A 23,288-nucleotide genomic window follows, 5' to 3' on the forward strand; every position below is an offset into this window, starting at 1 on the left:
CACACTCTCGCGCGCCTCGGAATGACGGACATCACTGGCCATCCCGCAACTTGAACCGCTGGATTTTTCCGGTTGCGGTTTTGGGCAGGCTGTCGACGACGTCAATCCAGCGCGGGTATTTCCAGGGACCGATCTTCTGCTTGACGTGCTCCTTCAGCGCCTCATGCAGACCGTCGATGTTGCTGCCCGCGCGCAGCACCACGAACGCCTTCGGCTTCAGCAATCCTTCGGGGTCGGCCTCGGGCACGACGGCAGCCTCCAGCACCGCAGGATGCGTGATCAGCGCGCTCTCGACTTCGAACGGCGACACCCAGATTCCCGATACCTTGAACATGTCGTCGCTGCGGCCGCAGAACGTATAACGCCCGTCGGTGTCACGAATGTATTTGTCGCCGGTGCGGGTCCAGTGACCCTCGAATGTCCTGCGGCTCTTGCTGCGCTGATTCCAGTAGCCTTCGCCGGCCGAGGGCGCATCGACCAGGAGTTCGCCGACCTCGCCATCGGGCACGTCAACGCCGGCTTCGTTAACCAGCCGTACCTTGTAGCCGGGCACCGGACGGCCGGAACAGCCGTATTTGATATCGCCCGGCGCGTTGGAGAGGAAAATATGCAGAAGCTCGGTCGAGCCGACGCCATCGAGAATATCGACGCCAAAGCGCGACTTCCAGCTATTGCCGACCGATTCTGGTAGCGCCTCGCCGGCGGAGGTGCAGATGCGCAGGCGGTTGCCGCCGCGCGCGCTCTTCAACGTCTCGTCGTTGAGCATCGCGGCGAACAAGGTCGGCACGCCGAAGAAGATGCTGGGATGATATTTGTTCATTAGCGCGAACATCACAGCCGGCGTCGGACGCTCGGAATTGAGAACCGTGGTGGCGCCGACCGACATCGGGAATGTCAGCGCATTGCCGAGGCCATAGGCAAAAAACAGCTTCGCCGCCGACAGCCCGACATCATCCTCGCGAATGCCGAGCACCTGTTTGGCATAGGTGTCTGCCGTCGCCGCGAGGCTGGAATGCAGATGCCGCACGCCCTTGGGCATTCCGGTCGAGCCCGAGGAATAGAGCCAGAACGCCGGCTCGTCGGCGTGGGTCGCCACGGTCGCAAACGAGTCGTTCTCGCGCCCGATCTCCTCGGAAAGCTTCTTGTGGCCGTGCGCGTTTTGGCCGGCAACGATGACGTGCTCGAGGTCCGGCATCCGGCCGACCATGTCCTTGACGACCGGCAACAGCGCTTCGGAAATGAACAGCACCCGCGCGCGGCAATCCGCCAGCACATAGGCATATTGATCCGAGGTCAGCAGCGTGTTGAGCGGCACCGGAACCACGCCGGCCCGGATGGCGCCGAGAAACACGATCGGGAAATCGATCGTATCCAGCATGATCATCGCCACCCGCTCTTCGCGACGGACGCCGAGGCGGCGCAGCATGTTGGCGGCGCGACGGCTCTGCTTCTGCAGATCGCCATAGCTCAGTTCAGACACGGTGTCGGTGAAGGCGAGCTTGCCACCGCGGCCCTCGTCGACATTGCGGTCGAGCAGCCAGGTCACGGCATTGTAGGAACCGGACGTGCCATTCATGCCGCGCCTCTGAAGCCCGAGCCTATGACAAAGCGTGTCACGACGCCTTCTCCCCAACTTTAAGAATTATAATTCATAGAAAGCCACCAGCTGCGCTTGCTGTCAATCCTCATCGGCATTATGTTTCCGGGAACGTGCAGTCACGGGCGGATATGACCGAAAATCTCGATCCCGAAACCGGCTTTCTCCAGCAACTCGGCCAGCGCGTCCGTACCATGCGTGCGCTTCGCGGCATGTCGCGCAAGGTGCTGGCAAAAGTCTCCGGCATTTCCGAGCGCTATATCGCGCAGCTCGAAAGCGGCAAGGGCAACGTCTCGATCGTGCTGTTGCGCCGGGTGTCGAATGCCATGGGCGCGCATCTGGAAGATCTCATTCCCGCATCCGAACCGTCGCCGGACTGGCCCGTGCTCCGCGACCTCCTGCGCAAGGCGACGCCGAGCCAGATCGCGCAGGCCAAGGATGTGCTTGCAGGTGGCGGCGCGTCGGCGCAACGGCAAGTATCGTTCGCCGGCATCGCCTTGATCGGGTTGCGCGGCGCCGGCAAATCCACGCTTGGCAAAATGCTGGCAAAAAAAATCGGCTGGAATTTCGTCGAACTGAACAAGGAGATCGAGCAGCAGAACGGATTATCCGTTGCCGAGATCATCGCGCTCTACGGCCAGGAAGGTTTCAGGCGGATGGAGCAGGCAGCGCTTAGTCAATTGCTGGCGCGGCGGGAGTTGATGGTGCTGGCGACCGGCGGCGGCATCGTCTCCGAGCCCCTGACCTTCGACCTCATCCTGTCGTCGTTCTACACCATCTGGCTGAAGGCCGAGCCGGAAGAACACATGGCGCGGGTACGCCGTCAGGGCGATCTGCGTCCGATGGCGGATGACCGCTCGGCGATGGCAGAATTACGCAACATTCTCGTGAGCCGCGAACCGCTCTATGCGCGGGCCTCGGCCGTGGTCGATACCGCGGGCCTCACCGTCAATGATGCGGCCGCGCGCTTGATCGATGCGGTCGCGCCGGTATTGCACAACGATGCGCCCGCATTTGGGATCCGCAGCGCGGCGTCTTGAGGCGCTTACCACGCCCAAGGAATCGGCTTGCCTCAAGTGGCCAGCCTAGTAATTTTATTCCAACGACATTCAGCGCGCCAAGACACGCCTTACGAGACCAAGGCAGCGTTACTGCCAAAGAGCCTGCGAGAGGCGGTGTTCGCGCTCAACGACGATCCGTTTTTCCGCGACGCGCTGGGCGCGGGGTTTGTCGATTATTACGTTCACATCAAGAACGCGGAGATCGACCGCTTCCAGGCCGAGGTGTCCGACTGGGAACATCGCGAATATTTCGAGATGTTTTGAGATTCCACTCCCCGTCATTCCGGACCAGCGCGAAGCGCTGGATCCGGAATCCAGAGATTGTAGGACCACTGTTTGCGGCGCCAGATTCCGGGTTCGCGCTCCGCATGCCCCGGAATGACGAGAAAATTACCCGCTCAAATCCCCAGATACCGATGCTGCAGATCCGGTTCCGCGATCAGTTCCTGCGACGTACCGCCCCACACCGCGCGCCCGCGCTCGATGATGTAATGCCGGTCGGCGATGCGGGTGAGGTTGCCGACGTTCTTGTCGATCACCAGCACCGATTGCCCGCGCGCTTTGAGCATCGACAGGCAGTTCCAGATTTCGTCGCGGATCAACGGCGCCAGGCCTTCGGTGGCTTCGTCCAGGATTAACAAAAGCGGATTGGTCATCAGCGCGCGGCCGATCGCCAGCATCTGCTGCTCGCCACCCGACAGCGTGCCGCCCATGTTGGCGCCGCGCTCGGCGAGCCGCGGAAACAGTGCGTGGATTTTTTCGATGGTCCAGGGATCGGTGCTGCCGAGGCGATTGCCGGATGCCGCGACCAGATTCTCGCGCACCGTCAGGTTGGGGAATATCTGGCGTCCTTCCGGCACAAGACCGATGCCGAGTTGCGCGATCCGAAACGAAGGAAGCATGCGAACGTCCTGCCCCGCAAAACGGATCGTGCCCGCGCGCGCTGGCGTCAGCCCCATGATCGACCGGATCGTCGTGGTCTTCCCCATGCCGTTGCGGCCCATCAGCGCCACCATCTCGCCGGTCTTGATCGACAGCGACATCCCGAACAGCACCTGGCTCAGACCATAGCAGGTCTCGATATTCTCAATCTCGAGGAGCGGCACCGCGTCAGCCATGGCGGGTCACCGCATGCTGTTCGCCGAGATAGGCGCGCTTCACCTCGTCATTGACACGGATCGCGTCCGGCACGTCGGAGGCAATGACGCGGCCATAGACGAGAACGGTGATGCGGTCGGCGAGCGCAAACACCGCGTCCATGTCGTGCTCGACGAGGACGATGGTGACCTCACGCCGCAGCGCTTTGAGCAATTCCACCATGCGCGCGGATTCCGAGACACCCAGTCCGGCCATCGGCTCATCGAGCAGCAGCAATTGCGGTTTGGTTGCGAGCGCGACTGCCAGTTCCAGTTCGCGCTGCTCGCCGTGGCTGAGTTTCGACACCACGGTATCGGCACGGTGTTCGAGCCCGACTCTGGCCAGCGCCGCGCGCGCTGTTTCGCGCAGATGCTTTTCCTTGCGGGCATTGCCCCAGAAATAGAAGGAATGGCCGTCATGGGCCTGCGCCGCCAGCGCGACATTGTCCGCCGCAGTGAAGTCAGGAAGTAGCGAGGTGATCTGGAATGAGCGCGCCAGCCCGAGTGCGCTGCGCCGGTAGGCCGGCAGGCGGGTGATGTCGCGGCCGCCGAAGGTAATGCTGCCTGAATTGGGCAGCAGCTGACCGGTGAGCTGGCTGATCAGCGTGGTCTTGCCGGCGCCGTTTGGGCCGATGATCGCATGCAATTCGCCCCTCGCAACCTCAAGCGAGAGGTTATCGGTCGCGACCACGCCGCCAAAGCGGCGGACCAGATTTGCAACGCAGAGTAAGGGCTCAGCCACGGCTTTGCCTCCCGAGCATTCCCATGATGCCGCCACGTCCAAACAGCACGATCAACAGCAACAGCGGGCCCATGATCAGCGCCCAGTATTCTGTCAGTTGCGACAGGAACTCTTCCAGCAGCAGATACACGATCGCGCCGATCACCGGGCCGAACAGCGAACCCATGCCGCCGAGGATCACCATGACCATGAGATCGCCGGAACGGGTCCAGTACATGACCGCCGGGCTGACAAAGTCGGTGTTGGTTGCAAGCAGCGCGCCGGCGAGGCCGCACATCGTGCCTGCGATGACAAAGCAAACCAGCCGGTACCGCGTCGCGGGAAATCCGATCGCCTGCATCCGCGCTTCGTTGGAGCGCAGGCCCTGCACCACCATGCCGAACCGCGAATTGACGATGCGCCAGACCAGGTAAATTCCACCGAACAAACAGCCAAGGCAGAGATAATAAAACTGCACCCGGTTCGACAGGTTGATCAAACCGGCAAAGTCGCTGCGCTTGTAGATGGTGAGACCGTCGTCGCCGCCATAGCGCGCCAATCCCGACGCGACGTAATAGGCCATCTGCGCGAACGCCAGCGTGATCATGATGAAATAGACCCCGCGGGTGCGCAGGCTGAGCGCGCCGATCACCAGCGCAAACAGCGCCGAGGCCGCGAGCGCCACCGGCCACTGGATGAAACCGGAGCCGATGCCCTCAAAAGCGAGAATGCCGACCGCATAGCCGCCGATGCCGAGATAGGCCGCATGACCGAAACTCATCATCCCGCCATAACCCATGATGAGGTTGAGGCTGACGGCGGCCAGCGCGAAAATGACGATGCGGGTGAACAGCGTGAGCGCGAATACATTTCCGCTGACTTGCGAATAGAGCGGTAGCAACAGCAGGCCGGCAGCGACCAGCGCCACCACCACGCTACGAGCGCTGAACGAAGCGGTCATCGCTTGCTGGCCGGAAACAGCCCCTCCGGACGAACCACCAGCACGATCGCCATCAGGAGATAGATCAGCATCGAGGACAGTGCGGGCGCTGCGGTCGAAGCGGCGGCCGAACTCAGCACTTTCCGCAACAGATCGGGCAGGAAGGCGCGGCCGAGCGTGTCAATCATGCCGACAAAGATCGCGGCCAGGAACGCGCCCCTGATCGAGCCGATGCCGCCGATGACGATGATGACGAAGGCAAGGATCAGGATGTTCTCGCCCATGCCGATCTGGACCGTCAAAATCGGCGCCTGCATAAGCCCGGCGAGACCGGCGAGCGCAGCACCCAGCCCGAATACCAGGGTGTAAAGCAGCTTGATGTTGATGCCGAGCGCCCCGATCATTTCCCGGTTCGATGCGCCGGCGCGGATCAGCATGCCGATCCGGGTTCGCATCACCACCAGATACAGCATCAGCGCAACCGCAAGCGCTACAATGATGATCGCGAGCCGGTAGGCGGGATAAAACACGCCCGGGATGATCTGGACCGGCACCGTCAACCAGACGGGCAGCGGCAGCGCGAGACCTGCCGGGCCCCAGATCAGCCGCACGGCGTCGTTGAAAAACAGGATGAGCCCGAACGTTGCCAGTACGTGATCGAGATGGTCGCGGCCATAGAGGTGCCGCAGCGCGACGAATTCGAGGGCGATGCCGAGCAACAGCGTCGCGCCAAGCGCCAGCACGACGCCGGCGAGGTAGCTCCCGGTCCATGCCACGAAAGTCGCGGCGAAATAGGCGCCCATCATATAGAGCGAGCCGTGCGCCAGATTGACGAGGTCCATGATGCCGAAGACCAGCGTCAATCCCGCCGCCAGCAAAAACAGCAGCAGCCCGAACTGCAATCCGTTGAGGAGTTGTTCGACGACAAGCAGCATGGAAACTTACATCAAGCTGAAACAAAACAGCGGCAGCGCGAACGCGCCGCCGCCGTGTGAAACTACTTCGCGGATCACTTCATGGTGCATTTGTCGTGGAAGCGATCCTGGTCATCCTTGACGATGGTGGCAACCGTCTTGAGCGAAAGCTGGCCGTCGGCATCCTTCACCACATCCTGCAGATAGAAATTCTGGATCGGGATGTGGTTGTTGCCATATTCGAACGGACCGCGCAGCGACCTGAAGTCGGCCTTCTCCATCTCCGCCTTCATCGCGTCCTTCTTGGTCATGTCGCCTTTCACCGCGACCACGGCGCTGTTGATCAACTGCGCCGCGTCATAGGCTTGCGCGCCATAATAGGTCGGACGCAGGCCCGGATATTTCTTGCGGTAGTCGGCGACGAAGCGCTTGTTCTCGTCATTCGGCAAATCGTTGACCCATTCCTGCGCGCCGGGAACGCCGATCGCATTGTCCTTCTGCAACGGCAGCGACAATTCGTCGACGGTAAAGGCGGTGTAGAGCGGGATCTGCTGCTTGATGCCGGCCTGCGCATATTGATTGAGGAACTGCACGCCGGCGGCGCCGGGATAGAACACGAAGATCGACTCCGCGTTCGACGCGCGCGCCTTGGAAAGCTCCGCCGAGAAATCGAGCTGGCTCGGCCACACCGTGTACTCCTCGCCCAGCACCTGGCCCTTGAATGTGCTTTTCACGCCGGCCAGCATGTCCTTGCCGGCGGCATAGTTGGGGCCGATCAGGTATACCGACTTCACGCCCTTCTGGTTCATGTAAAGGCCCATCGCCGCCGGCGTCTGGTCGTTTTGCCAGGAGGTCGAAAACACGTAAGGCGAGCACAGCTCGCCCGCGAGCTGCGAAGGTCCGGCATTGGCGCTGATCAGGAAGGTCTGCGAATCCACTGCGGTCTTCAGCGAAGCCAACAGCACGTTCGACCAGATGTAACCGGCGATGAAATCCACCTTGTCGGACTGCACCAGTTTCTCGGTCTTCTGCTTGCCGACATCAGGCTTCTGCTGATCGTCTTCGTAGATCACCTCGACCGGCTTGCCGTCCATCTTGCGGCCGAGATGATCGAGCGCGAGCTCGAACGCGTTGCGCATGTCGTTGCCGATCACGGCGGTCGGGCCGCTGAAGGTCGAAACAAACCCGATCTTGATGGTATCAGCCGCCTGGGCTGGATTCGCTAGCGCCAAAACCGTCGCGCCCGCCAGCCAGAAACCCGTTTTCATCGTCGCTCCCTCCTCACTGTTTACCTGTCCCGCCGGCCAAACGACTTGTCCGGTTTCCTGCCCCGTTTGAAGAGCTTACCGCGCCCGTGTTCGAGCTGTCTTTTTATGGATGACGCATTTTGTGCGCGAAATCCGGCGCTGGCGGCAAGCGTGAAACACGGCCTGCCCTTAGAACCTTCGGCTCATCCCCCCAAACAGCCATGCACCATAGTTCGCGGCAGGCGCGAATGGCAAGAATTATAGTTCTGGTTGGCGGATCAGGATTGTCGCAGCCGGGCGGTCAGCCAATGATCAGGCCCGACGGCTTTCAACACCGTTCAGATGCGATATTCGGCGCTCTCGATGATGTAGGGCGCGTGGCGAAAATCCCGGATGGTCGCGACCTTGTCGGCCGACCAGTTCAGCAGCATGAAATATTTTGGTGCCGAGCCGGGCTCGTTGGGATCGAACACCAGAATGGCTGGATGGCCTTCCACCAAACCGGCGACCAGATACCAATCCGAAACTTTCGAATAATTGCCGAAATAACGGGAGACCTCGGCCTTGCCGCTCATCCGGGTCTTGTTGACAAGATCGAGCCGCACGTCGTCCGCGATCATGGCGCGGATCGCGTCGAAATCCCGCGCGTTGAAATGGGCGACATAGGCGGAAAGACGTTCACGATCGGCTTCGGATAATGTCGGATGCGGCGCGTCGTCGGGTTCCCCGGCCAGTTCGCGCAACTGCGTTCGTCCACGATGCAGCGCCGCCTTCACCGCCGGAAGGCTGAAATCCATGACGTCGCAGACTTCGCTGAGCGAACAGCCGAGCACATCCATCAGGATCACGCTGGCGCGCTGGGCAACCGGCAGGCGCATAAAGGTACGCAGGCTGGCATTGGCGATCTGGCGGCTGGCAACGGCGTCGAACCGGTCGGCAATCATCTCCACCTCCTCGCCCGAGCGCAGCGCCTCCTGCCGGTTTCGCCGGCGCAGGAAATCGAGTGCGGTGTTGTGCGCGATCTTGAACAGCCAGCCCTCGGGATTGCCGATCAGGCCGGCGGACGGAAGCGATTCCACCGCCTTGATCAGCGCATCCTGCAATACGTCCTCGCCGTCGATCACCGAGCCGACCATGCGCGCGCAATAGCGATGCAGTTTCGGCCGCATCGCAATCAGCAGGCTGTCGATGTTGGCGATGGCCGGCCCCTCGGGGAGCGATTTCATTCCGCCTCCGTTGACTAAAGCCCGCTCAGGGTTCGCCGAGCATCCGGTAATTGCCGACGATGGTAGCACCGCGAACCAGCGGCGGCTCGGCACATCGTTCACGGATGCCGCTCTGGAACGCCTGAAAGGCGGCGAGCTTCGGCAACGCGCTGCTGCCATCATCGGCTGCGGTTTCGACGAAATGGATGAAGGTGTCGTCGTCGAGCCGCAGTGAAAGATAACGCATGCCTTCCGGCTTCGCGGCCTTCAATTCCGCAAACACGTTGGCGATCAGTTCGGCGTTCTTGTCGGCCATATCAGCGCTTGTTCTATACCTGATCAGGGTCCGTTTCATCATTCCCTCCATTACGGTTCCGGGGTGCGAAATCATCGCGTCCTGCGCCAGTGACGTTCGGCGCCGGCGAAAGGATTCGGCCGCAAAGAAAATATTTTGGACCGCATCCTGCGCGGTTTCCGGTTCGTCTTATCCGTGAAGCGCCGCACACCGCGCGCGCCAGGTACAGCGGAGAATGGCGATGCAGGAATCTTGCGTGAGAGGCGAGAAGAACTGGGCGCTCGGCGTCACCGCATTGGCCTCTTTCATGATGGCGCTGGACGCGCTGGTGATGACGACGGCCTTTGCCACCATTCGCCTGGATTTCAGCGCGTCGGTCGAGACGCTGCAATGGGCGGTCAACGCCTATAATCTGAGTTTCGCGGTGTTGCTGCTGACGGGCGCCGCGCTGGGTGACCGTTTCGGCCGCCGCAGGATGTTTGCTGCCGGCATCGCCATGTTCGTGTTGGCGTCAGTGGCCTGCGCGCTATCCGGCAGCGTGGGATGGCTGATCGCGGCACGATCCGCGCAAGGCGCCGGCGCCGCCCTGGTGATGCCGCTGGCGATGGCGATCCTGAGCGCGGCCTTTGCCAAGGAGGAGCGCGCACGGGCACTCGGCATCTTCAGTGGTGTGACCGGATTTGCCCTCATTGTCGGCCCCGCGATCGGGGGCTTCATCACCGAGAGCCTGGGATGGCGATGGATCTTCTGGATCAATCTTCCGATCGGCCTGATCGCCATCGCGCTGGTGCTGACGCGTCTTCGCGAAAGTTATGGCCCGGCGTCCGGCCTGGACCTCCCGGGGCTTGGGATTGTCGCGATTGCCGCGCTCGCGCTGGTATGGGTCCTGCTGCGCGGCCACGTTGCCGGATGGACCAGCGCCGAAGTCATCGGCGCGCTTGTTGCGGGATCGTTGTTTTCGGTGGCGTTTGTGGTTTGGGAGTTGCGGGCGCGCGCGCCGATGGTGCCGATGCGGCTATTCCGGTCGCGGGCATTTTCCGCCGGCGTTGCCGCGAGCCTTTTGTTTTATGCCGCGATGTATGGCGTGCTGTTCCTGCTGCCGCAATTCCTGCAAGCCGCGCTGGGCTTCGCGCCGCTGGGCGCCGGACTTCGGTTGCTGCCATGGACCGCGACGCTGTTCGTCACCGCGCCGGTCGCGGGCGCCGTCGTCAACAAATTCGGTGAACGGCCGCTGGTCGTGATCGGATTGTTGATGCAGGCGATCGGACTTGGCTGGATCGCGATGATCGCGGCGCCCGACGTGGCCTATGCGGCGCTGGTAGCGCCGCTGGTTCTGGCCGGCGTCGGCGTGTCGATGGCGATGCCGGCAGCCCAGAATGCGATTCTGAGTTCGGTCACGGTGACCGAGATGGGCAAGGCCTCCGGCGTCCTCAACATGGGACGTTTTCTCGGCGGCATGTTCGGCATCGCGTTGCTCGTCACCGTCTTCTCCGCCAGCGGGGCCACGCATTCGGCCGCGACCTTCAGCACCGGCTTTGCCGCCGCGATGAGGGCCGCGTCCGCGCTTTCGTTGTTGGGAGCCGTCGCCGGTCTATGGCTGCCGGCGCGGCATCGCGTCGCTGTTGCGTCAAAGCCGCTGAATGCCCGACGTCAAATACGCTCGCGATGGGCTTTCGCTATCGATCGAATGGCAAACTGCTCTTGGATCGAGCGCGCGAATGGATACATAATCGAATGGACGGAGACATCCGAACCGGAGTCGCAGGCCATGACGACGACGTCGAAGCTCCATCGTGTGGTAATCGTCGGCGCCGGCTTCGGCGGACTGGAAGCGACGTTCGGCCTCGCCGGCGCGCCGGTCAGCATCACGCTGATCGACCGGCGCAACCATCATCTGTTTCAACCGCTGTTGTATCAGGTCGCGACCGCGTCGCTGGCGACGTCGGAGATCGCCTGGCCGATCCGCTATCTGCTGCGCGATCGCCCTGACGTGACGACCTTGTACGCCACCGTGACCGGCGTGGACCCTGTGGCCAAGCGCGTGCTGCTCGATGATGGCGACGCGTTGCCGTACGATACGCTCATTCTCGCCACCGGCGCGCGACACGCCTATTTCGGCCATGACGAGTGGGAGCCGTTCGCACCCGGCCTGAAAACACTTGAAGACGCGACCACGCTGCGGCGGCGCATTCTGGTCGCATTCGAGCGGGCCGAACGCGAGACCGATCCGCAGCGCCGCGCGGCACTGCTGACATTCGTCATCATCGGCGCGGGCCCGACCGGCGTCGAGCTCGCCGGCACCATCGCCGAGCTGGCGCAGGATACGCTGCCGCCCGACTTCCGTAACATCGACACCCACAAGACGCGCGTGGTGCTGATCGAGGCCGGGCCTCGCGTGCTCGCCGGCTTTGCCGATGATCTGTCGGCCTATGCGCAGCGCGCGCTGGAAAAAATCGGAGTCGAAGTGATGCTGGGACAGGCCGTCACCGAATGCTCGGCTGAAGGCGTTGTCTATGGCGGCAACAGGCTGGACGCCAAAACCATCATCTGGGCGGCCGGCGTGCGCGCCTCGCCCGCGGCCGAATGGCTGGGCGCGCCGGCCGATCGCGCCGGCCGCCTGCAAGTGCAGCCTGATCTCACGGTGCTAGGCCACCCCGATATCTTCGCCGTCGGCGATACCGTTGCGATCGCAGGCCCTGATGGCAATCCGGTCCCGGGCATTGCACCGGCGGCCAAACAACAAGGACGCTATGTCGCGCAAGTAATAAAAGCGCGGCTGAACGGCCAGACTTCGGCACCGTTCCGCTACAAGCATGCCGGCAGCCTTGCGCAGATCGGCAAGCGGCAGGGCGTCATCGATTTCGGACGCTTCAAGCTGCGTGGCACCCTCGCATGGTGGATATGGGGCATCGCGCACATCTATTTTTTGATCGGCCTGCGCAACCGCTTGAGCGTGGCGATCAGCTGGCTCTGGATCCACGCACGCGATCAGCGCGCCGCGCGCCTGATCACCCAAGGCAGCAGCAAAGTGGTGCGCTGAGAATTGCAGCGTTCAGCCGATGCCATCCGATCGATTGCTGTTGCTTATAAAATAAGCAACCTGGTTGCCCGAGCATGAACCCCAGGTTGCAATCGTTGCCGTGAGGCTCACTCAAGCCATTGAAAACGAGACCTGATTTTCAGGGCTCGGGCTGATGGCACCTATGTACACAATGGCACACTGCTTGCTTCGATGAGGTGAACCACCGCTCGGAGCGTGCAGTCAGTCATGGCGAGCCTCAGTCAAGCCAACACAAGCCTGCTCGCCGCGGAGCCCGGTCCGATCGAATTGAACTGGAGGGCGACCGCGCTTGTCATCATCGACATGCAGCGCGACTTCATGGAGCCCGGCGGCTTCGGCGAGACGCTCGGCAACGATGTCTCGCAACTCGCCCGCGCGGTGAAGCCGATCGCGGCGGTACTGGATGCAGCGCGTGCGACTGGAATGCTCGTGGTGCACACCCGCGAAGGGCATTTGCCTGATCTGTCCGATGCACCACCGGCAAAGGTTGCGCGTGGCGCGCCGAGCCTGCGCATCGGCGATCCCGGCCCGATGGGGCGGATCCTGATCCGCGGCGAAGCCGGCCACGACATCATCCCGGCACTTTATCCGCTCGACAGCGAGATCGTGATCGACAAGCCCGGCAAGGGCGCGTTCTACGCGACCGAACTTGGCAATCTCCTGCAGAAATACGGCATCGAAAATCTGCTGGTCTGCGGCGTCACCACCGAAGTCTGCGTCAATACCACCGTGCGCGAAGCCAACGACCGCGGCTACCGCTGCGTGGTGCTGGCCGATTGCTGCGCGTCCTATTTTCCCGAGTTTCACGAGATGGGCCTGAAGATGATCAAGGCCCAGGGCGGCATCTTCGGCTGGGTCTCCGACTCGGCCACGGTCATCGAGGCAATTTCACCGGAGATCCCAACAACATCAGCAGCAGGGGCATCGCGATGAGCACGACCACAGGGACTGCCGTAAAGCCTGGTTTCAAGCCGGTGTTATGGACGCCTGGCGACTGGAACGCTTTTTTCGGTTTCGGCACCAACATCCTGGTCAACATGCTGGTGTTGACCGGGTTGTTGCGCTTCGTGCTGAAGATGCCCGACTCCCTGGTGTTCGGCCGCATCCTGCCCGCGCTCGGCCTGATGATGTGCCTGTCCACGTTCTATTACGCGTTCCTAGCCTATCGGCTGGCGCAAAAGACCGGCCGCACCGATGTCTGCGCGCTGCCTTCCGGCGTCAGCGTACCGCATATGTTCATCGTCACCTTCGTGATCATGCTCCCGGTCACGCTCAAGACCGGCGATCCCATGAAGGGCTGGTCCGCCGGCCTCGTCTGGGTGTTCTTCCAGAGTTTTATTCTCATGATCGGCGGCTTCATCGCGCCGTACATTCGCAAGATCACGCCGCGCGCTGCGCTGCTCGGCACGCTGGCCGGCGTCTCCGTGACGTTCATTTCGATGCGTCCGGCGCTCGAGATGTATATGACGCCGCAGATCGGCCTGGTCTGTTTTGCCATCATCCTGATCAACTGGTTCGGCGGCGTGAAATATCCGAAAGGAATCCCCGCGGGCCTCGTCGCGATCGCCGCCGGCATGCTGATCGCCTGGGGCTCGAACCTGTTCGATCTCGGTCTCGGAGGATTGAGCATCAAGGGCGTGGGCGATGCGTTCGCGAGCTTCGGCTTTTCCGTGCCGCTGCCTGCCATAGGTCAGGTCTTCTCGGGCTTCGAATTCCTCGGCGTCATTCTGGTCACCGCGATCCCGTTCGGCATCTACGATCTGGTCGAGGCGATGGATAACGTCGAGAGCGCCGAGGCCGCCGGCGACGAATACCCGACCACGCGCGTGCTGACCGCCGACGGCGTCGTCAGCCTGATCGGTTGCCTGATGGGCAATCCCTTCATCAACGCGGTTTATATCGGTCATCCCGGCTGGAAAGCGATGGGCGGACGGATCGGCTATTCGGCCGCGACCGGCATCATGGTCGTGGTGCTGGCGTGGTTCGGCATCATCTCGGTGTTGCTGGCGCTGGTGCCGGTGGTCGCGATCTCGCCGATCCTGCTCTATATCGGCATGCTGATCGGTGCGCAGGCGTTCCAGACCACGCCGATCAAGCACGCCCCCGCCATCGTGCTGGCCTTGACGCCGCATCTCGCCGCCTGGGCGAAGCTGCAGATCGACACCACGCTGGGGTCGACGCTTGATGCAGCCGAGAAAGTCGGCGCCATGGCCCCGGACAAGATCGCCGCGGTCAAATCGGCCGCACTGGCCTCGCTTCCGCAACAGGGCGTGCTGTACCACGGACTGGAAGTGCTGGGCGGCGGCTCGATCCTGGCCGGCCTGGTGTTGGGTGCGATCGGCGTCTTCGTCATCGAGCGTGAATTCGCCAAGGCTTCAGCGTTTGCGTTTGCCGGCGCGGTGCTGACCTATTTCGGCTTCATGCATGGCGAGGCGGTTGGTATCGGCGGCGGATTGGGCGTGACGCCCGGTGTGGCGCTGGCCTATGCTGTGATCGCCGCCGGATTTCTCGCGGTGGAGAAGTTCGGCACCAGTACCGACACCCTTTCGCATCCGGAGATGCCTCTTGCAGCCCCTGCCGAATAATCTGCGAATACCCGACGAAACACAGCCGCGCCCGATCCGGTTCAGGGCGGCCTCGTGACCGAGACCGTTGCTGCAATTGTCGCCGCCCATCGGGCCGGCACGATGATGCCCGCGCCGACCATAGCGCGTTGTTATCAGCGCATCCGCGATTACAACGATCCGGCGGTCTTTATCAGCCTGCGCGACGAAAAGGACGCGCTGGCGGAGGCGGCAACACTCAGCTCAAAAGACCCCGCGCGGCTTCCGCTGTACGGCGTTCCCGTTGCGGTAAAGGACAATATCGACGTCGCGGGATTGCCGACCACCGCCGCCTGCCCGGCCTTCGCCTACTCGCCTTCACGCGATGCAACGTCGGTGGCGCGGCTGCGCGCGGCCGGCGCGATCATCATCGGCAAGACCAATCTCGATCAGTTCGCCACCGGTCTCGTCGGTGTGCGCTCGCCCTATGGCATTCCCAAGAACCCGATGCGCGGCGATTTGATTCCGGGCGGATCGAGTTCGGGTTCGGCCGTGGCTGTTTCCGCCGGACTGGTGCCGCTGGCCCTGGGCACCGACACCGCGGGCTCCGGTCGCGTGCCCGCCATGCTCAACAACATCATCGGGCTGAAGCCAAGCCTCGGATTGATTTCCACCTCAGGCGTGGTACCGGCGTGCCGGACGTTAGACTGCGTGTCGATTTTTTCGCTGACCACGGACGACGCGATGACGGCGCTCGCCGCGATGGCAGGCCCCGACGACGCCGATCCCTATTCGCGCGGCCGACCGCTGGCGCAGACGACGGCGTTTCCCGCCAACCTCAGGCTTGGCGTGCCGCGCAGCGGACAATTGATCTTCTTCGGCGACAAGGCTTCGGAACAAGCCTACGGCGAGGCGCTGAAGCGCTGGGCTTCGCTTGGCGCCACGCTGGTCGAATTCGATCTCGAGCCGTGTTATGAGACGGCACGGCTGCTGTATGAAGGACCGTGGATCGCGGAGCGCTATCTGGTGATCCGCGATCTGCTGGCGTCGTCGCCGGAGGCGATCCACCCGGTGACACGCGAGATCACGCTGCCCGGCGCGCGGCTGACCGCGGCCGACACTTTTGCCGCGCTGTATCGATTGCAGGCCTTGCGCAAGCTCAGCGAGCACACTTTCGCAAATCTCGACGCGCTGGTGCTGCCGACCGCGCCGACCGCCTACAGCACCGCGCAGGTGCTGGCCAATCCGATCGAACTCAACAGCCGGCTCGGCACCTACACCAATTTCGTCAATCTGCTCGACCTCTGCGGCCTTGCCTTGCCGGCCGCGATGCGGCCGGACGATATCCCGTTCGGCATTACCCTTCTGGCGCCCGGCGGGCAGGACGCGCAGCTTGCAAGCATCGGCCGCGTGTTCCATGCCGATACTAGGCTGCCGCTGGGTAGCAAAGCCCTGCCGCAGCCGCCGCTTGCTGCATTGTCGGCGAACCCGAACGGCGACGAAATCGCCATCGCGGTCGTCGGCGCGCATCTGTCGGGCATGGCGCTCAACGGCGAGCTGAGGGAGTTCGGCGGACGATTACTGGAATCGGCCAGGACCGCTCCGGACTACAGGCTCTATGCGCTCGACACGACGCCGCCAAAGCCAGGCATGCTGCGCGTGGAAGCAGGAACCGGAGCATCGATCGAACTGGAAGTGTGGGCATTGCCCGCGGCGGCGTTCGGAAAATTCGTCGCCGCAATCCCGCCGCCGCTCTCGATCGGCACGGTACGTCTTGCCGATGGCCGTGGCTTGAAGGGCTTTATTGTCGAACCAGCCGATATCGATGGCGCGCGCGATATCTCTTCGTTCGGCGGCTGGCGCGCGTTCATGGCGGAGGCGGCGGCACTATGAGTGAAATGAAGTAGGCTGAATATCTTTCGTCATTCCGGGGCGCGAGTGAAACGAGTGAGCCCGGAATGACGTGGCCCAGCTAAACCGACACCGCGTAGATCTCGTACTCGCCGCGCACCAGCTCGATATGCGCGCGCATCGCATTCGCAGCACCAACGCGGTCGCCGCGCATGATCGCCACCACGACGCGGTCGTGCTCGGCATGCGATTTCGCCAACCGCCCGAGATTGCGGAATTGCGCGCGCCGGAACGGTTGCACCCGGACCCGGGTCGCCAGCGTGATCTCGGCGATGTAGCCGTTCTGCGAACCGGCATAGATCGCATTGTGAAAGCGCTCGTTGACTTCGTGAAACCGCTCGGGATTGCCGGCATGGCTCAGCATCCGCAACTCCTCATGCACCGCCTCCAGCGCATGACGCTCGGCCGGCAGCATTCGTTCCGCGGCAAGGCCCGCGCACAGCGCCTCCAGCTCCGCCATCGCCTCGAACATCCCCGTCAGCCGTTCGACCGAGGGCCGCGCCACCACCGCGCCGCGATGCGCCCTCGCATCGACCAGGCCGCTGGCGGCAAGCTGGCGCAGCGCCTCGCGGACCGGTGTGCGTGACACCTTGAAGCGTCGCGCGATGTCGGTCTCGTCAAGGGCCGCGCCGGGCGGCAACGCGCCGCGCACGATTTCATCCGCCAGTTGCAGGCGCAGTTCCTCGGCGCGCGTGACCTTGTAGGGATTGGGTGTCGCGCGGTCGACGCGCCGGACGAACGCCTCGGCGGGCTGTTGGCGGGAGCTGATGGGGAGATCGTCAAGGCTCATGTCGTTTGACCCGGCGGTTCATCGATAACGCTGACATGGGCGGCGACGATCCTCCACCCTTCCGCAAATCGCACCCAGGTCTGCATCTGACGTCCGACCTTGCCGGGTGACGACTCCCGATAAAACAGCGTGGACGCCACGGCGCTGTCGCGGCCATAGGTCGTGATGAGCGTCTTTGCGGTCCGGCGCATCAGCCCGACCGGCGAGCGCGCGGCGCGGAAGGCCATGATCTCGCTATGGCCGTACAGGTTTTCACCGATGCCGTAGCGCAGCGTGCGGGAATCGTCGCGGAATAATTCATCGAGCACGGCGACGTCGTTTGAAACCAGCGCCTTTTCGTACCGCGCGAATTGCGCGGCTACCTCGGCAAGTACATCAGGCAGATCGATATCCATCTCATAGGCCTCTTGGCTGTGGCGCCGACACGGTGCCCATGCGCTCCAGCGCATACGCCACACGCAGCGCGATATCCTCGCGCCACGGTGCAGCGATGATCTGAACGCCGATCGGCATCGGCTCGAGCGGAACGGGTACCGCGACCACCGGCAGGCCGATGAAGGAAATCGGCTGGGTGTGGATGCCGATATTGGCGCGTACCGGCAATTCGACCCCATCAAGCACGAACGTGGCTTGTCCGAGTTTTGGCGCGACGCAAGGCGTTGCCGGCGCCAGGATGACATCGACCGATTTGAACAGCTCCAGCACTTGCGTGCGATACCAGCGGCGGAATTTCTGCGCGCGGTCGACCAATGGCGCCGGGATCATTGCACCAGCCAGCAGCCGGTCGCGCACCGCCGGATCGAAATCGTTGGGCCGTTGCCGCAAGCGATCCAGATGCAGTGAAGCACCTTCGGTGGTGGAGATGACATAGGCTGCGGCGCGGGCGCGAGCTGCTTCGGGGATCTCTATGGTGCGCGTCGCGCCAAGCGCCTTCGCGACCCGCGCGACAGCCTCTACGGCTTCAGGAAAAACGTTCCTCTGAAAATATCCGCCGGCGATGGCGACGCGCAAGCCGCCGATATCCTGCGCCAACAGCGGCACGACCGGCTCGGTGGGACGCGTCGTGCACGCCGCATCATCAGCATCAGGGCCCTGCATGGCGTCGTAGGCGAGTGCCAGATCTGCGACATTGCGTGCGAAGGGACCGAGGTGGTCGAAGCTCGCGACGAACGGAAACGATCTCGCCCGCGACAACCGGCCATAGGTCGGCTTCAGTCCGAAGATGCCGCAAAATGACGCCGGCACCCGGATCGAGCCATTGGTGTCGGAACCCAACGCCAGCGGGACCAGCGCGCCGCCGACCGCGCCGCCGGATCCTCCCGACGAGCCCCCGGTCATCCGCGTCGCATCATGCGGATTGCGCGATGGTCCGTCATGCAGATTCTCGCCGGTGAAGTCGTAGGCGTATTCACCCATGTTGAGTGCGCCGACCAGCACCGCACCGGCCGCTTCCAGCCGTTCGATCAGCGTCGCATCGCGCGCCGACAGCGGCAGATCGCGGTTGATCTTCGATCCGGCGCGGGTCGCGAGACCCTGCACGTCGAATAAATTCTTCACCGCAAATGGCACGCCAGCCAGCGGACCGGCCTTCTGCCCGGATGCGATGGCGGCATCGACCGCCTGCGCCTTCGCGCGCGCGCGATCCGCAGTGACGTCCGTGAATGAATTCAGCACGGGATCGTGCTTCGCGATCCGCGCCAGCGCCGCCTCAGTCACGCTGAGCGCCGACAACTTCCGGCTCGCGACGGCTTGCGCGATGTCCGAAGCCGACAGCCCGTCGGAGTTCATGTCCATGGCGATATCAGGCTGTGAAGACACTGGCCGGCTCAATGTCGTCAGGCAAGGCAAACTCATCCACAAGCCGCGCCAGCCTCAGTGATACCTCAAGATTCGCCCGCACCGCCGGCCGCCAGGCTTCTTCGACCGGCAGCGCCAGCGCCTTCGCGACGGCATCGATATAATCATCAAGCGGATCAGCAGCCATTACACTTCCATTCGATACATTCAGTGGGCCGGCAGCGGCGGATGCGGAATCGCCGTCAGCAGTTCTCTCGTATAGGCATCCTGCGGATCACCCAGGACCCGCTCGGACGGCCCCTCCTCGACGATTCGTCCGGTCCGCATCACGATGACACGGTCGCACAGCAAACGCACCACGTTCAGATCGTGCGACACAAACAAATAGCTCATGCCCATCGACTGCTTGAGGTCCTGCAGCAGATTCAGAACCACCGCCTGCACCGAGACGTCGAGCGCCGCAGTCGGCTCGTCGAGAATAACCAGCTTCGGATGCAGTGCGATCGCGCGGGCAATGCCGACGCGGGCCTTCTGACCGCCTGACAGTTGATGCGGGAACCGATCAAGCAGATTGACCGGCAGGCCGACGAGCCCTGCCAATTCCTCGCAGCGGGCGCGCAGCGCCTCGCGCCCCCTGATGTCGCCAAGTTGCATAATCGGATCGACAATCGCGCGCGCGGCTGAAAAGCGCGGATTGAGGCTATCGGTCGGATCCTGAAACACCATCTGGATGCTTTTGCGCAGCGGCAGGCGCGCGAACGCCTTCGGCAGGATGCCGCCGATCTCGTCGCCGTCGAACATGATGCGGCCCGAGGTCTGGTCCAACAGCCGCATCACCATCATCGAGGTCGTGGATTTGCCGCAGCCGGATTCGCCGACCAGGCCGACGCTCTCGCCGTGCCCGACCGTAAAGCTGATGCCATCGACCGCGCGAAATTGCTCGAGCTCGACCGGCGGCTTTTTGGAAAACAGTTTTGTCAGCGTCGCCGTGGCGCCCTGGCGCGGGTATTCCTTGACGAGCTTTTCGATGAGAAGGAGCGGTTTTGCATCAGTCTTCGTGGAACCGTCGCGCCCGGACCGCGGCTCCCTCGCTCCGCTTGCGGGGAGAGGGTCGGGGTGAGGGACAGTTCCAGGCGTCGCCACTGAGGTCGGTTCGCCCTCCTCCGGCAGCAGATCACGCAAGGAAACCCCAAGCCGTGGCGTCGCGCGCATCAGTTTCTTGGTGTAGGCATGCTGCGGACTGGCGAAGATATCCGCGGACTTCGCGGTTTCGACGACGCGGCCCTTTTCCATCACCACCACGCGGTCGCAATAGGCAGCCGCCAGCCCGAGATCATGGGTGATCAGGATCGTCGACATGCCGCGCCGCTTGGTCAGCTCGACGATCAGGTCCATGACCGCCTTTTGCGTGGTGACGTCGAGACCGGTGGTCGGCTCGTCCGCGATCAGAAGCTGCGGATTGCACGCCAGCGCCAACGCAATGACCACGCGCTGGCACATGCCGCCCGACAGCTCAAAGGGATAGGCGTGGTAGCGCTCACGAGGACGCGCGATCTTGACCTGCTCCAGCGCCTCGATCGCCTTCTCGCCGCGATCGATCGCGGCCGTCTGCACATGCTGGCGCAGCACATCCTCGATCTGGTCGCCCACTTTACGAATCGGATTGAGCGCCGCACGCGGATTCTGGAAGATCATCGAGATTTCGCGGCCGCGCAGGTCGCGCATCTGGTTCTCGCTCGCGTTTTTCACGTCGATGCCCGAGAACACCACGGAGCCCTCGGCGATCTTGCCGGCGCGATCGAGAATCCGCATTACCGCGTAGGACGTGACGGATTTACCGGAGCCGGATTCGCCGACGATGCCGAGCGTCTCGCCTTTGGCGACCGATATGTCGACGTGCTGCACCGCCTTGACGATGCCGCGCCGTGTGGCGAATTCCACCGTGAGATCATTGACGTCGAGCAGTGGCTGCGCGGTCATCGTTTCTCCCTCACGTTCGGCGCTGCGGATCGACGATGTCACGCAGACCGTCGCCGAGCAGGTTGAAGCAGAACACCGCGACCATCAGCGCAAGACCGGGAAACAGCGCGATCCACCACTCGCCCGAGACCATGAAGCCGGCGCCATCCGCAACCATGATGCCCCATTCGGCGGTCGGCGGCCGCACCCCGAGGCCGATGAACGACAGCCCGGCGGCGTTGAGGATCGCGTAACCCATGGTCAGCGACATCTGCACGATCATGATCGGCATGATGTTGGGCAGGATATGCACCAGCAGAATCCGAAACTCGGAATTACCGGACAATCTCGCGGCCTGCACGAAGCCGGCCTCGCGCCGCACATTGGCCTCGGCACGCGCGACGCGCGCATAGAGCGGGAAGTTCACGATCGCGGTCGCAATGACGATGTTCTGCACGGTGTTGCCGAGCGCGGCGACGATGCCCATCGCCAGCACAAACAGCGGAAACGCCATGATCGTGTCGGCGATGCGCCCGACGATGCGATCGGTCCAGCCACCGAAATAGCCTGCGGCGATCCCGGCAAGACCGCCCATCAGAAACACCAGCGCGACGGAAGCGACCGCAATGAAGGTGTCCAGTCGCGTTGCGACGACAACACGGCTGAAAATATCGCGCCCCAATTGATCGGTGCCGAACCAGTGCGCCGCCGACGGCGGCTTCAACGCCATCGCGGTGTCGGAGGCCAAGGGGTCATAGGGCACGATGTAGGGACCGAACAGCGCCGCGAAAATGATGACGACCAGTAGACCAAAGGCGAACGCGGTGACGCGGTTCTCGCCGAGCACATAGCGCGTGTGCTCGAAGATCGCGGCAAAGCCCGAGGTGCGTGCGGGCGTGACAGGTTCGACGGTGGGCGCTACGGTGCTCATGTTTCGAACCTCACCCTTCCAGCCTGACCCGTGGGTCGATCACGCCATAGAGAATGTCGATCATCAGATTGAGCAGCACATACATGACCGCCATGGTCAGCACGAAGCCCTGCACCGGGGCAAAGTCCGATGCGATCAGCGCCTCCACCGCATAGGAGCCGATGCCCGGCCAGGCGAACACCTTCTCGACCAGCACGTTGGCGCCCAGCAGAAACGAGAACACCATGCTGAGCGTGGTGATGACCGGCAGCATCGCGTTGCGAAACGCATAGGTGACGATCACCGTGCCCGGCGAAAGGCCGCTGGCGCGGGCGGTGCGGACGAAATCCGATGCCAACACCGACAGCATCGAGGCGCGCGTCATTCGCGCGATCGGCGCCAGCGAGAAGATCGCCAGCGTCAGCGTCGGCAGGATCAACTGGCTGAGCGCAGAACGGAACGCCTCGAAATCACGCGCAATCAAAGTGTCGATCAGATAGAAGCCGGTGACCGTCGGCGGAGCGCTGTAGAATACATCGAGACGGCCGAGAGGCGCGGGCGCCCAGCCGAGCCGGAAGTAGAAGATATAGACCAGCACCAACCCGGTGAAGAACACCGGCAGCGAGACCCCGGCGGTGGTGGTCACGCGACAGATGTGGTCGATCCACGAGCCCGGACGCGTGGCCGCGAGCACGCCAAGCGGCAGCGCAATCACAATCGAAACCAACAGCCCGAGCAGCGTCAGTTCGGCCGAAGCCGGCAGGCGATTGCGGATTTCGGTCGCGACCGGCTGGCCTGTCGTAAGTGATGTGCCGAAATCGCCGTGGGCGAGATCGTTGGTGTAACGGAAGAATTGCTCGATCAGCGGCTTGTCGAAGCCGAGCTTTTTCCGGATCTGCTCGACCGCCTCCTTGGTCGCGGCGGGTCCGGCAAAATACGCCGCGGGATCGCCCGGTAGCGCACGCGTCAGCAGGAAGGTGACGATCACGACCCCGATCAAGCTCGGGACCGCAAACAACAACCGCTTGCCGATCAGGGTCAGCATGAAGGCATGCTCGCGGTGTGCGGCCGGAGTGGCGCTAAGTCACAACCATCAAACTCGCGGCTACCCCCCTCCCTGCCCTCGAGAGGGAGCTTCGCTCGCCTCGGACCCCGCAAGGGCGGAGGGAATGAGAGAGCGAGGCTTTCTCCTCCAAAGGAA

20 protein-coding genes and 1 pseudogene are annotated in these 23,288 nt (G+C 63.1%); 6 read left to right on the forward strand and 15 right to left on the reverse strand.

From position 1 onward, the window contains the following. Window positions 1–31: 31 nt before the first annotated feature. On the reverse strand, window positions 32–1,576 hold the full coding sequence (locus BLV09_RS22810; protein ID WP_146688989.1) for a benzoate-CoA ligase family protein: 1,545 nt from the start codon (window positions 1,574–1,576) through the stop codon (window positions 32–34). A gap of 134 nt (window positions 1,577–1,710) precedes the next feature. On the opposite strand from BLV09_RS22810, the gene BLV09_RS22815 reads away from it, so the two are divergent. Both BLV09_RS22815 and BLV09_RS22820 read left to right on the forward strand, forming a co-directional pair. Next, complete coding sequence (locus tag BLV09_RS22815) at window positions 1,711–2,637, forward strand: helix-turn-helix transcriptional regulator (RefSeq protein WP_283806784.1); 927 nt, start codon at window positions 1,711–1,713, stop codon at window positions 2,635–2,637. Window positions 2,638–2,718: 81 nt separating this feature from the next. Then, a pseudogene (locus BLV09_RS22820) lies at window positions 2,719–2,922 on the forward strand (glutamine synthetase); the annotation flags it as partial. A 134-nt stretch (window positions 2,923–3,056) separates the two neighbouring features. Here the strand turns inward: BLV09_RS22820 and BLV09_RS22825 are convergent. From BLV09_RS22825 to BLV09_RS22855, 7 genes are all read right to left on the reverse strand, one after another. Continuing rightward, a complete protein-coding gene (locus BLV09_RS22825) occupies window positions 3,057–3,776 on the reverse strand; it encodes an ABC transporter ATP-binding protein (RefSeq protein ID WP_146688991.1) in 720 nt (239 codons plus the stop codon). Then, complete coding sequence (locus BLV09_RS22830) at window positions 3,769–4,536, reverse strand: ABC transporter ATP-binding protein (protein ID WP_146688992.1); 768 nt, start codon at window positions 4,534–4,536, stop codon at window positions 3,769–3,771. The genes BLV09_RS22825 and BLV09_RS22830 overlap by 8 nt, the downstream gene beginning before the upstream one ends. Continuing rightward, window positions 4,529–5,476 carry a branched-chain amino acid ABC transporter permease gene (locus tag BLV09_RS22835; RefSeq protein WP_146688993.1) on the reverse strand — a complete coding sequence of 316 codons (948 nt, stop codon included), beginning with the start codon at window positions 5,474–5,476 and terminating at the stop codon, window positions 4,529–4,531. Before BLV09_RS22835 ends, BLV09_RS22830 begins: the two co-directional genes overlap by 8 nt. Beyond that, entirely contained in the window at window positions 5,473–6,390 is a 918-nt protein-coding gene (locus tag BLV09_RS22840) for a branched-chain amino acid ABC transporter permease (RefSeq protein ID WP_100384572.1), read from the reverse strand. Before BLV09_RS22840 ends, BLV09_RS22835 begins: the two co-directional genes overlap by 4 nt. A gap of 74 nt (window positions 6,391–6,464) precedes the next feature. Next, window positions 6,465–7,637 carry an ABC transporter substrate-binding protein gene (locus tag BLV09_RS22845; RefSeq protein WP_146688994.1) on the reverse strand — a complete coding sequence of 391 codons (1,173 nt, stop codon included), beginning with the start codon at window positions 7,635–7,637 and terminating at the stop codon, window positions 6,465–6,467. 317 nt (window positions 7,638–7,954) lie between these two features. Continuing rightward, the gene (locus BLV09_RS22850; RefSeq protein WP_146688995.1) at window positions 7,955–8,842 is read right to left on the reverse strand and encodes a sigma-70 family RNA polymerase sigma factor; all 888 of its coding nucleotides are present in this window, start codon (window positions 8,840–8,842) and stop codon (window positions 7,955–7,957) included. A 25-nt stretch (window positions 8,843–8,867) separates the two neighbouring features. Next, window positions 8,868–9,176, reverse strand: coding sequence for a hypothetical protein (locus BLV09_RS22855; protein ID WP_167558856.1), 309 nt, complete (start codon window positions 9,174–9,176; stop codon window positions 8,868–8,870). A gap of 181 nt (window positions 9,177–9,357) precedes the next feature. Here BLV09_RS22855 and BLV09_RS38645 point away from each other — a divergent pair, with 181 nt between their 5' ends. From BLV09_RS38645 to atzF, 4 genes are all read left to right on the forward strand, one after another. Beyond that, window positions 9,358–12,156 carry a DHA2 family efflux MFS transporter permease subunit gene (locus tag BLV09_RS38645; RefSeq protein ID WP_433994353.1) on the forward strand — a complete coding sequence of 933 codons (2,799 nt, stop codon included), beginning with the start codon at window positions 9,358–9,360 and terminating at the stop codon, window positions 12,154–12,156. Window positions 12,157–12,384: 228 nt separating this feature from the next. Further along, window positions 12,385–13,110 carry a cysteine hydrolase family protein gene (locus tag BLV09_RS22870; RefSeq protein WP_146688997.1) on the forward strand — a complete coding sequence of 242 codons (726 nt, stop codon included), beginning with the start codon at window positions 12,385–12,387 and terminating at the stop codon, window positions 13,108–13,110. Continuing rightward, complete coding sequence (locus tag BLV09_RS22875) at window positions 13,107–14,762, forward strand: regulator (RefSeq protein WP_146688998.1); 1,656 nt, start codon at window positions 13,107–13,109, stop codon at window positions 14,760–14,762. The genes BLV09_RS22870 and BLV09_RS22875 overlap by 4 nt, the downstream gene beginning before the upstream one ends. A gap of 54 nt (window positions 14,763–14,816) precedes the next feature. After that, a complete protein-coding gene (gene atzF, locus BLV09_RS22880) occupies window positions 14,817–16,613 on the forward strand; it encodes an allophanate hydrolase (protein WP_146688999.1) in 1,797 nt (598 codons plus the stop codon). Between the two features lie 79 nt (window positions 16,614–16,692). Here atzF and BLV09_RS22885 read toward each other — a convergent pair whose 3' ends face one another. From BLV09_RS22885 to BLV09_RS22915, 7 genes are read right to left on the reverse strand one after another with little or no spacing between them, the layout of a single operon-like run. Further along, window positions 16,693–17,421, reverse strand: a complete 729-nt coding sequence (locus BLV09_RS22885) for a GntR family transcriptional regulator (protein ID WP_146689000.1) — start codon at window positions 17,419–17,421, stop codon at window positions 16,693–16,695. After that, on the reverse strand, window positions 17,418–17,816 hold the full coding sequence (gene hpxZ, locus BLV09_RS22890) for an oxalurate catabolism protein HpxZ (RefSeq protein ID WP_146689001.1): 399 nt from the start codon (window positions 17,814–17,816) through the stop codon (window positions 17,418–17,420). The genes BLV09_RS22885 and hpxZ overlap by 4 nt, the downstream gene beginning before the upstream one ends. A 1-nt stretch (window position 17,817) precedes the next feature. Next, the gene (locus BLV09_RS22895) at window positions 17,818–19,209 is read right to left on the reverse strand and encodes an AtzE family amidohydrolase (protein ID WP_167559092.1); all 1,392 of its coding nucleotides are present in this window, start codon (window positions 19,207–19,209) and stop codon (window positions 17,818–17,820) included. A gap of 13 nt (window positions 19,210–19,222) precedes the next feature. Further along, entirely contained in the window at window positions 19,223–19,405 is a 183-nt protein-coding gene (locus BLV09_RS22900; RefSeq protein ID WP_100384583.1) for a DUF4089 domain-containing protein, read from the reverse strand. 20 nt (window positions 19,406–19,425) lie between these two features. After that, window positions 19,426–21,198, reverse strand: coding sequence for a dipeptide ABC transporter ATP-binding protein (locus BLV09_RS22905; protein ID WP_146689002.1), 1,773 nt, complete (start codon window positions 21,196–21,198; stop codon window positions 19,426–19,428). Window positions 21,199–21,208: 10 nt separating this feature from the next. Beyond that, complete coding sequence (locus BLV09_RS22910) at window positions 21,209–22,108, reverse strand: ABC transporter permease (protein ID WP_146689003.1); 900 nt, start codon at window positions 22,106–22,108, stop codon at window positions 21,209–21,211. Between the two features lie 10 nt (window positions 22,109–22,118). Next, the gene (locus BLV09_RS22915) at window positions 22,119–23,132 is read right to left on the reverse strand and encodes an ABC transporter permease (RefSeq protein WP_100384586.1); all 1,014 of its coding nucleotides are present in this window, start codon (window positions 23,130–23,132) and stop codon (window positions 22,119–22,121) included. Between the last annotated feature and the right edge of the window lie 156 nt (window positions 23,133–23,288).

Source organism: Bradyrhizobium canariense (genome assembly GCF_900105125.1).
In the GTDB taxonomy this organism is placed as follows: Bacteria; Pseudomonadota; Alphaproteobacteria; order Rhizobiales; family Xanthobacteraceae; genus Bradyrhizobium; species Bradyrhizobium canariense_A.